The sequence below is a fragment of the Streptomyces sp. FH025 genome (assembly GCF_017427025.1).
Lineage (GTDB): Bacteria > Actinomycetota > Actinomycetes > Streptomycetales > Streptomycetaceae > Kitasatospora.
In genome coordinates this window covers 1-3461 of sequence record NZ_JAFLNG010000763.1, presented here as the reverse complement: position 1 = coordinate 3461, position 3461 = coordinate 1, and the positions used below count along the sequence as shown (strand labels likewise).

General features: G+C 74.4%; 3 protein-coding genes. All 3 read left to right on the top strand.

Going from position 1 to position 3461, the window contains the following annotated elements:
• Positions 1-382: 382 nt before the first annotated feature.
• The gene (locus J0670_RS33435; RefSeq protein WP_207815981.1) at positions 383-1363 is read left to right on the top strand and encodes an STM4015 family protein; all 981 of its coding nucleotides are present in this window, start codon (positions 383-385) and stop codon (positions 1361-1363) included.
• Positions 1364-1414: 51 nt separating this feature from the next.
• The gene (locus J0670_RS33430) at positions 1415-2350 is read left to right on the top strand and encodes an STM4015 family protein (protein WP_207815980.1); all 936 of its coding nucleotides are present in this window, start codon (positions 1415-1417) and stop codon (positions 2348-2350) included.
• A 15-nt stretch (positions 2351-2365) separates the two neighbouring features.
• Positions 2366-3461: STM4014 family protein (locus tag J0670_RS33425; RefSeq protein WP_207815979.1), on the top strand; the 1096-nt coding region annotated here is incomplete at its 3' end.

The window sequence follows — 3461 nt, the reverse complement described above, 5'->3', positions numbered from 1 at the left end:
CCGGCCTCCCTGCGCAGCTCGCCGGGGCCGACCACGGCGTGCGCGTGCCCGGTGACCTCGCCGAGCGCGAGCACCATCCGCCCCCGCGCGTCCCGGGGCTGCACGGCCAGCCCGGGCACCCGCGACGGCACCGCGCCCTCCGCGACCGGCACGATCAGCACATCGCCCTGGCGGTACATCAGTCCTCCCTCGCCGTACGGCCGGAGCCCGGCGGACGCCGGGATCCGGGGCTCCGCCGTGCCGCACGCGGTCACGCTCCGGAGCCATGACCGGAACGTAGACCAGGGGTCTGACAACGCGCCCGGGCCGCCACCCGACCACCGGATTGTCAGTCCCGACTGGTAGACAGTTGTTCGGCCCAGACCCCCAGAGGAGCAGCGCAATGACCGTCAACGTCCACATCGAGCAGTTCCACGGTCTCCCCGTCTTCGACTTCGTCCAGGCCCTGGAGGAGGCCGAGGAGAAGGGCGACGCCGGTGCCGCCCGGCTGCCAGAGGCGGCCTCGGTCGCCTGGAAGGTCGGCCTGGAGTACGAGTCCGAGAAGACGTTCGTCGAGCGCTGGCAGCAGTTCCTCGACACCGTGGACACCGAGCGGGTGTCCGCCGTGGTGATCGGCCAGTGGTCCCCGGAGGAGCCGGACGGCTTCCGCGAGCCGATGGAGGCGATCGTCGCCGCCGCCGACCGGCTTCCCGCCCTGCGCGCGCTGTTCGTCGGTGACATCACCTTCGAGGAGTGCGAGATCTCCTGGATCCAGCAGTGCGACATCACGCCGCTGTTGACGGCCTTCCCGCAGCTGGCCGAGCTGGTGGTGCGCGGCGCCTCCGAGGGCTGGGACGGCGACGGCGACGGCCTGGCCCTGAAGCCGCTGCGGCACGAGGCGCTCAGGGCGCTGCGCTTCGAGGCCGGCGGCCTGCCCGGCTCGGTCGTGCGGTCGGTGGCCGGCTGCGACTTCCCGGCGCTGGAGCGGCTGGAGCTCTGGCTGGGCGTGGACAACTACGGCGGCGACGCCACGATGGACGACCTCACGCCCTTCCTGGACGGCACGCGCTTCCCCGCGCTGCGCCACCTCGGCCTGCAGAACAGCGAGTTCGAGGACGACATCGCGGCCGCCGTGGCGCACGCGCCGGTGGTCGCCCGGCTGGAGTCGCTCAACCTCTCCATGGGCGTGCTGACCGACCAGGGCGCCACCGCGCTGCTGGAGGGCCAGCCGCTCACCCACCTGCGCTCCCTCGACCTGCACCACCACTTCCTCACCGAGGAGATGCAGCAGCGCCTGCGCCAGGCCCTGCCCGGGGTCGAACTCGACCTCTCCGAGCCCGGCAAGCCCGACGACGAGTGGCGCTACGTCGCCGTCGCCGAGTAGGCGTCAGCAGCACCCGAGTCCGACCACCCGACCGACCCACCAGGATCCGACATGGCCGTCTCCCGGCACATCGAGCGCTTCCACGAGCTGCCGATCCACGAGTTCATCCCCGACGACACCCGGCCGAGGCCCGCGGCCGGGGACGTCGCGTGGCGCCTCAGCCTTGGGTACCGCGCCGAGTACGACTTCGGGCAGCTCTGGCAGTCCTTCCTCGAGGCCGTCGACCCGACCGGGGTCCGCGCCCTGGTGATCGGCTCCTGGTGGCGGAACGCCCCCGACTCCGTGCACACCGTGGTCGAGGCCCTCACGGCCGAGGCCGGGCGCCTGTCCGCGCTGGAGGCGGTGTTCCTCGCCGAGGTGACGTACGACGAGTGCGAGATCTCCTGGCTGGAGATGGGCGACGTCACCCCGCTGCTGACCGCCTTCCCCGGGCTGAGGTCGCTGACCGTGCGCGGCGGAACGGACCTGCATCTGGAGCCGGTGCGGCACGACCGGCTGACCACCCTGCGCCTGGAGTCCGGCGGCCTGCCGGCCACCGTGGTGCGCGCGGTGGCCGGCTCCGAACTGCCCGCGTTGGAGCGGCTGGAGCTGTGGCTCGGCACGGACGAGTACGGCGGCGACACCTCACCGGACGACCTCGCGCCCTTCCTGGACGCCACGCGCCTGCCACGGCTGCGCCACCTCGGCCTGGCCAACAGCGACCTCCAGGACGAGATCGCCGCCGCCCTGGCGCACGCGCCGGTGGTCGCCCGGCTGGAGTCGCTCGACCTCTCCATGGGCGTGCTCTCCGACGAGGGCGCGGCCGCCCTGCTGGAGGGCCAGCCGCTCACCCACCTGCGCTCCCTCGACCTGCACCACCACTACCTCACCGAGGAGATGCAGCAGCGCCTGCGCCAGGCCCTGCCCGGAGTCGAACTCGACCTCTCCGAGGCCGAGGGCGATGACGAGGACGACGAGGACGACCGCTACGTCGCGGTCGGCGAGTAGGCGGGTGCCACGACGATGACGCCCCAGCTGACCGTCCTCGGCAACCCCGGTCACCGGCGGGTGACGCTGTTCGCCGCCGCCGCTCGCGCCGCCGGACTGCCCGAGCCCGCCGTCCTGCCCTGGCTGGACGTGCTGCGCGGCGGGTACCGACTGCCCGAGGGCACCCTGCTGCGGATCGAGTCACCCGGCGAGGAGCCGGAGGTCGACCGGCTGCTGCGCGGCCCGGCGCTCGGCCCCGACTACGCGCCGACCCGGGTCGAGGGCACAGCCGCCTGGTACGCCGGGGTGACGGCCGCCCTGCGCGAACTGGCCGCGCGACCGGGCGTGCGGCTGCTCGGCGATCCGGAGGAGATCGCCGTGATGTTCGACAAGCGCCGGGCGCACGCGCTGCTCGGCGGGGCCGGGGTCCCCGTGCCCAGAGCGCTCGGCGTTGCGGTCGGCGGCTGGGAGCAGCTGCGCGAGCGCCTCGCCGAGGCCGGTCTGCGCCGGGTGTTCGTCAAGCCCGCGCACGGCTCCTCCGCCTCCGGGGTGACGGCGCTGGAGTTCGGGCCGCGCGGGCAGGTGCTGGCCACCACCTCGGTCGAGCTGGCCGACGGGCGGTTGCACAACTCACTGCGGGTGCGCCGCTACCGCACCGAGCGGGAGGTCGCCGCGATCGTCGACCGGCTGGCGCCGGACGGCCTGCACGTCGAGGAGTGGATCCCGAAGGCCTCGCAGGCCGGCCGCTCGGCGGACGTGCGCGTCGTGGTGGTCGAGGGCCGGGCCACCCACGCGGTGGTGCGCACCAGCACCCAGCCGATGACCAATCTGCACCTGGGCGGTGCCCGCGGCAGCCTGGACCTCGCCAGGGAGGCGGCCGGTGCGGCCTGGCCGGCCCTGCTGGAGACGGCCGAGCGCGCAGCGGCCTGCTTCCCCGGCTCGCCGATGGTCGGGGTCGACGTCCTGCCCACGGCGGCCTGGCGGCGCTCCCTGGTCGGCGAGGTGAACGCCTTCGGCGACCTGCTCCCCAACCTCACCGGTCTGCCCGGCGGCCCCGCCGAGGGCCTCGACACCTACGGCGCCCAGCTCGCCGCGCTCATCCGGCGCGCGGGCCGCGCCACCGGCCCGACGC

What these genes read in the sequence shown, in the direction of transcription:
- J0670_RS33430 (WP_207815980.1), top strand. Translation starts at nt 1,415, where the DNA reads ATGGCCGTCTCCCGGCACATCGAGCGCTTCCACGAGCTGCCGATCCAC.
- J0670_RS33435 (WP_207815981.1), top strand. Translation starts at nt 383, where the DNA reads ATGACCGTCAACGTCCACATCGAGCAGTTCCACGGTCTCCCCGTCTTC.